Annotated in this window: 3 protein-coding genes and 1 CRISPR repeat array; all 3 genes read left to right on the forward strand. The window is 46.5% G+C overall.

The window, feature by feature from the left end; genetic code table 11:
- Positions 1–241: 241 nt before the first annotated feature.
- Complete coding sequence (gene cas9, locus O3661_RS10500; RefSeq protein ID WP_371493383.1) at positions 242–3,490, forward strand: type II CRISPR RNA-guided endonuclease Cas9; 3,249 nt, start codon at positions 242–244, stop codon at positions 3,488–3,490.
- 66 nt (positions 3,491–3,556) lie between these two features.
- The gene (cas1, locus tag O3661_RS10505) at positions 3,557–4,471 is read left to right on the forward strand and encodes a type II CRISPR-associated endonuclease Cas1 (RefSeq protein ID WP_314592927.1); all 915 of its coding nucleotides are present in this window, start codon (positions 3,557–3,559) and stop codon (positions 4,469–4,471) included.
- Complete coding sequence (gene cas2, locus O3661_RS10510; RefSeq protein ID WP_033912916.1) at positions 4,464–4,790, forward strand: CRISPR-associated endonuclease Cas2; 327 nt, start codon at positions 4,464–4,466, stop codon at positions 4,788–4,790. Before cas1 ends, cas2 begins: the two co-directional genes overlap by 8 nt.
- A 63-nt stretch (positions 4,791–4,853) precedes the next feature.
- Positions 4,854–5,945: a CRISPR direct-repeat array (repeat unit 36 nt; unit sequence ATTGTAGCACTGCGAAATGAGAAAGGGAGCTACAAC).
- The last annotated feature ends 27 nt before the right edge of the window (positions 5,946–5,972 follow it).

A 5,972-nucleotide genomic window follows, 5' to 3' on the forward strand; every position in this document is an offset into this window, starting at 1 on the left:
GCCTTTTTAATCCCTGCCATTTAGACAAAACGATGCCCCTTAAAGCAGAAGCCTTAAGGGGCAGAGCGTTGCGGCACATCTTTTCAGACGGCCTTATTGTAGCAACGTTTCTCATTTCGCAGTGCAACAATATGGACAGATTCTAATTCCAAATCGACACCCAGTCAAGTATTTCATTTGCATGGTAATACTTACCTAGGATATATTTATACTTACCAAACATCATATTACGGAGAAACTGATGGCTGCATTCAAACCCAATCCAATCAACTACATCCTCGGTCTCGATATCGGCATCGCATCAGTCGGCTGGGCGATGGTAGAAATTGACGAAGAAGAAAACCCCATCCGCCTGATTGATTTGGGCGTGCGCGTATTTGAGCGTGCGGAAGTACCGAAAACAGGCGACTCTCTCGCAGCGGCAAGACGCTTAGCACGCAGCGTCCGCCGCCTAACCCGCCGTCGCGCCCATCGCCTGCTTCGGGCCCGCCGCCTATTGAAACGCGAAGGCGTATTACAGACTGCCGATTTTGATGAAAACGGCTTGATCAAATCCTTACCGAATACACCATGGCAACTTCGCGCAGCCGCATTAGACCGCAAACTGACGCCTTTAGAGTGGTCGGCAGTCTTGTTGCATTTAATCAAACACCGCGGCTATTTGTCGCAAAGAAAAAACGAGGGCGAAACTGCCGATAAGGAGCTTGGCGCTTTGCTTAAAGGCGTAGCCGACAATGCCCATACCTTACAGACAGGCGATTTCCGCACACCGGCCGAATTGGCTTTAAATAAATTTGAAAAAGAAAGCGGCCATATCCGCAACCAGCGCGGCGATTATTCGCATACGTTCAGCCGCAAAGATTTGCAGGCAGAGCTGAATTTACTGTTTGAAAAACAAAAAGAATTCGGTAATCCGCATGTTTCAGACGGCCTTAAAGAAGGTATTGAAACCCTGCTGATGGCGCAACGCCCTGCCCTGTCTGGCGATGCTGTTCAAAAAATGTTGGGGTATTGCACCTTTGAGCCGACAGAGCCGAAAGCCGCTAAGAACACCTATACCGCCGAACGTTTCATCTGGCTGACTAAGCTGAACAACCTGCGTATTTTAGAGCAAGGCAGCGAGCGGCCATTGACCGCTACCGAACGCGCCACGCTTATGGACGAACCATACAGAAAATCCAAACTGACTTACGCACAAGCCCGTAAGCTGCTGGGTTTAGAAGATACCGCCTTTTTCAAAGGCTTGCGCTATAGTAAAGACAATGCCGAATCTGCGATACTGATGGAAATGAAGGCCTACCATGCCATCAGCCGTGCGCTGGAAAAAGAAGGATTGAAAGACAAAAAGTCCCCATTAAACCTTTCTCCCGAATTACAAGATGAAATCGGCACGGCATTCTCCCTGTTCAAAACCGATGAAGACATTACAGGCCGTCTGAAAGACCGTGTACAGCCTGAAATCTTAGAAGCGCTATTGAAACACATTAGCTTCGATAAGTTCATCCAAATTTCCTTGAAGGCATTGCGCCGAATTGTGCCTCTAATGGAGCAAGGCAAACGTTACGATGAAGCCTGCGCCGAAATCTACGGAGACCATTACGGCAAGAAAAATACGGAAGAAGAGATTTATCTGCCGCCGATTCCCGCCGACGAAATCCGCAACCCCGTCGTCTTGCGCGCCTTATCTCAAGCCAGAAAAGTCATTAACGCCGTTGTACGCCGTTACGGCTCCCCTGCTCGTATCCATATTGAAACGGCAAGGGAAGTAGGAAAATCGTTTAAAGACCGCAAAGAAATCGAAAAACGCCAAGAAGAAAACCGTAAAGACCGGGAAAAAGCCGCCTCCAAATTCCGAGAGTATTTCCCCAATTTTGTCGGCGAACCCAAATCCAAAGATATTCTGAAACTGCGTCTGTACGAGCAACAACACGGCAAATGCCTGTATTCGGGCAAAGAAATCAACTTAGGCCATCTGAACGAAAAAGGCTACGTCGAAATCGACCATGCCTTGCCGTTCTCGCGCACATGGGACGACAGTTTCAACAATAAAGTGCTGGTATTGGGCAGCGAAAACCAAAACAAAGGCAACCAAACCCCTTACGAATACTTCAACGGCAAAGACAACAGCCGCGAATGGCAGGAATTTAAAGCGCGTGTTGAAACCAGCCGTTTTCCTCGCAGTAAAAAACAACGGATTCTGCTGCAAAAATTCGACGAAGAGGGCTTTAAAGAACGCAATCTGAACGATACGCGCTACGTCAACCGTTTCCTGTGCCAATTCGTTGCCGACCGTATGCGGCTGACAGGTAAAGGGAAAAGACGTGTCTTTGCATCCAATGGACAAATTACCAATCTGTTGCGCGGCTTTTGGGGATTACGCAAAGTGCGTGCGGAAAACGACCGCCATCACGCCTTGGACGCCGTCGTCGTTGCCTGCTCAACCGTTGCCATGCAGCAGAAAATTACCCGTTTTGTACGCTATAAAGAGATGAACGCGTTTGACGGTAAAACCATAGATAAAGAAACAGGAGAAGTGCTGCATCAAAAAACACACTTCCCGCAACCTTGGGATTTTTTCGCACAAGAAGTCATGATTCGCGTCTTCGGCAAACCGGACGGCAGACCCGAATTTGAAGAAGCCGATACCCCAGAAAAACTGCGCGCGTTGCTTGCCGAAAAATTATCATCTCACCCCGAAGCCGTACACGAATACATTACGCCACTGTTTGTTTCACGCGCGCCCAATCGGAAGATGAGCGGGCAAGGCCATATGGAGACCGTCAAATCCGCCAAACGACTGGACGAAGGCATCAGCGTGTTGCGCGTACCGCTGACACAGTTAAAACTGAAAGACTTGGAAAAAATGGTCAATCGGGAACGTGAACCTAAGCTATACGAAGCGCTGAAAGCACGGCTAGAAGCACATAAAGACGATCCTGCCAAAGCCTTTGCCGAGCCGTTTTACAAATACGATAAAGCAGGTAACCGCACCCAACAGGTAAAAGCCGTACGCATAGAGCAAGTACAGAAAACCGGTGTATGGGTGCGCAACCATAACGGTATTGCCGACAACGCAACCATGGTGCGCGTAGATGTGTTTGAGAAAGGCGGCAAGTATTATCTGGTACCGATTTACAGTTGGCAGGTAGCGAAAGGGATTTTGCCGGATAGGGCTGTTGTACAAGGAAAAGATGAAGAAGATTGGCAACTTATTGATGATAGTTTCAACTTTAAATTCCCATTACATCCTAATGATTTAGTTGAGGTAATAACTAGAAAAGCTAGAATATTTGGTTACTTTGCTAGCTGTCATCGAGGTACAGGTAATATTAATATCCGTATCCACGATCTAGATAATAAAGTCGGGAAAAACGGAATTCTGGAAGGCATCGGCGTCAAAACCGCCCTTTCATTCCAAAAATACCAAATCGACGAACTCGGCAAAGAAATCAGATCATGCCGTCTGAAAAAACGCCCACCTGTCCGTTAAATTAATCTATCCCTGTTTCAGACGGCCTGAAGCAGGGATTTTTTATATAAAAATAAGGGAAAAAACATGACTTGGCGCAGCCTGCTCATTCAAAATGGCGGCAAACTATCCTTGCAACGCCGGCAACTGCTGATTCAACAAAACGGCGATTCCCATACCGTACCATTAGAGGACATCGCCGTTATCATCATCGAAAACCGCGAAACCCTGATTACCGCCCCGCTCTTGTCAGCCTTAGCTGAGCATGGCTCAACCCTGCTGACATGTGACGAGCAATTCCTGCCCTGCGGACAATGGCTGCCTTATGCCCAATATCACCGCCAACTTAAAATCCTCAAGCTGCAACTGAATATAAGCGAACCCTTAAAAAAGCAACTCTGGCAACATATCGTCCGTCAAAAAATCCTGAATCAAGCATTTGTCGCAGACGAAACAGGCAATGATCTTGCGGCCAAACGGCTGCGCACTTTGGCAGTCGAAGTCCGTTCAGGCGATACAGGAAACCGTGAAGCCCAAGCTGCCGCCCTCTACTTCCAAGCCCTCTTTGGGGAAAAGTTTACCCGTAATGACAACAACGCCGTCAATGCCGCATTGAATTACACCTACGCCGTGCTCCGTGCAGCAGTTGCACGCGCCCTGACCTTATATGGCTGGTTGCCTGCATTAGGCTTGTTTCATAGAAGCGAACTAAATCCATTCAACCTCGCCGATGACTTTATCGAACCCTTACGCCCATTGGCCGACCTGGTCGTTATATATTTGCATGAACAAGGCCGTCTGAAAACTGATCTGACCCCTAACATCAAACAAAACCTTATCAAGACCCTTCACTGTCAAATCTGCATCGAACGGCAACATTTCAGTACCTTGGCCGGCATAGACAAAATGATTTCTTCATTTCAAGTCAGCGTAACTGACAAAAACGCCAAACAGCTGAAACTGCCTGAAATCTTGCCATTGAAAGAATACCAATATGAGTGAGGCCAAATTTATGAGGATTATCGTCTTCTTCGACCTACCTGTTACCACAGCGGCCAAGCGCAAAGCCGCCAATCAATTCCGCCAGTTTCTATTAAAAGATGGATACCAAATGCTCCAACTTTCCGTATACAGCCGTATTGTCAAAGGTCGAGATTCGTTGCAAAAACACCACAATAGGCTATGTGCAAACCTACCGCAAGAAGGCTCAATCCGCTGTTTGGAAGTAACAGAAAAGCAATATGCCACCATGAAACTACTGTTGGGAGAGCTGAAAACCCAAGAAAAAAGGGTAAATTCCGACCAACTATTATTATTTTAAGCCCATTTTTTCAGCCCAAATAAAACGGGAAACCCTTATAGAATAAGGATTTCCCGTTGAGGTATTGTAGCACTGCGAAATGAGAAAGGGAGCTACAACCTCTTACAAACGCCGTCCTTATCCGCGCCCATTGTAGCACTGCGAAATGAGAAAGGGAGCTACAACGGCTAATAACAAAAGGGTTATACGATAATCATTGTAGCACTGCGAAATGAGAAAGGGAGCTACAACCTAATCAAAGCATCAATCAGTTGGTTTTCTATTGTAGCACTGCGAAATGAGAAAGGGAGCTACAACTATCAATCGTAACGGTCAATTGCAATTTCCATTGTAGCACTGCGAAATGAGAAAGGGAGCTACAACGGGATTGGCTACATTATCTCGGTACGGGAAATTGTAGCACTGCGAAATGAGAAAGGGAGCTACAACCCTTATCAAACAAACGAACACAAGCCATCTATTGTAGCACTGCGAAATGAGAAAGGGAGCTACAACTAGGCATTAAATTGATATAAATTGGTGCATATTGTAGCACTGCGAAATGAGAAAGGGAGCTACAACATCTAAGCTATTGATTCCTAGTAGCTATATATTGTAGCACTGCGAAATGAGAAAGGGAGCTACAACATACATTGGCCCAATCAAATTCGCCGTCTGATTGTAGCACTGCGAAATGAGAAAGGGAGCTACAACTTGCATATATCCCCTGTCTTGTACAATGCCATTGTAGCACTGCGAAATGAGAAAGGGAGCTACAACATCACTATCCCGAATGCCATCTAACCTTTCATTGTAGCACTGCGAAATGAGAAAGGGAGCTACAACGTTGAATATAAGACGGCTTTTACACACAAGATTGTAGCACTGCGAAATGAGAAAGGGAGCTACAACGTCAAATATAAGACGTCATTTGCGTATAAGATTGTAGCACTGCGAAATGAGAAAGGGAGCTACAACCACTGCCTGTTGCAGACGATACCGTACCTAATTGTAGCACTGCGAAATGAGAAAGGGAGCTACAACCTCTTGAAGACCAGCTATCGAAGCAGTCAAATTGTAGCACTGCGAAATGAGAAAGGGAGCTACAACTTTAACTGATTGCTTGTCATAAAGCCTGATATTGTAGCACTGCGAAATGAGAAAGGGAGCTACAACTACTTCCTGATAGTTCCCTGCTTCCTC

The organism is Neisseria sp. 20925_1_37 (genome assembly GCF_041433255.1).
Taxonomy (GTDB): domain Bacteria; phylum Pseudomonadota; class Gammaproteobacteria; order Burkholderiales; family Neisseriaceae; genus Neisseria; species Neisseria flavescens_D.

What these genes read in the sequence shown, in the direction of transcription:
- cas2 (WP_033912916.1), top strand. Translation starts at nt 4,464, where the DNA reads ATGAGTGAGGCCAAATTTATGAGGATTATCGTCTTCTTCGACCTACCT.
- cas1 (WP_314592927.1), top strand. Translation starts at nt 3,557, where the DNA reads ATGACTTGGCGCAGCCTGCTCATTCAAAATGGCGGCAAACTATCCTTG.
- cas9 (WP_371493383.1), top strand. Translation starts at nt 242, where the DNA reads ATGGCTGCATTCAAACCCAATCCAATCAACTACATCCTCGGTCTCGAT.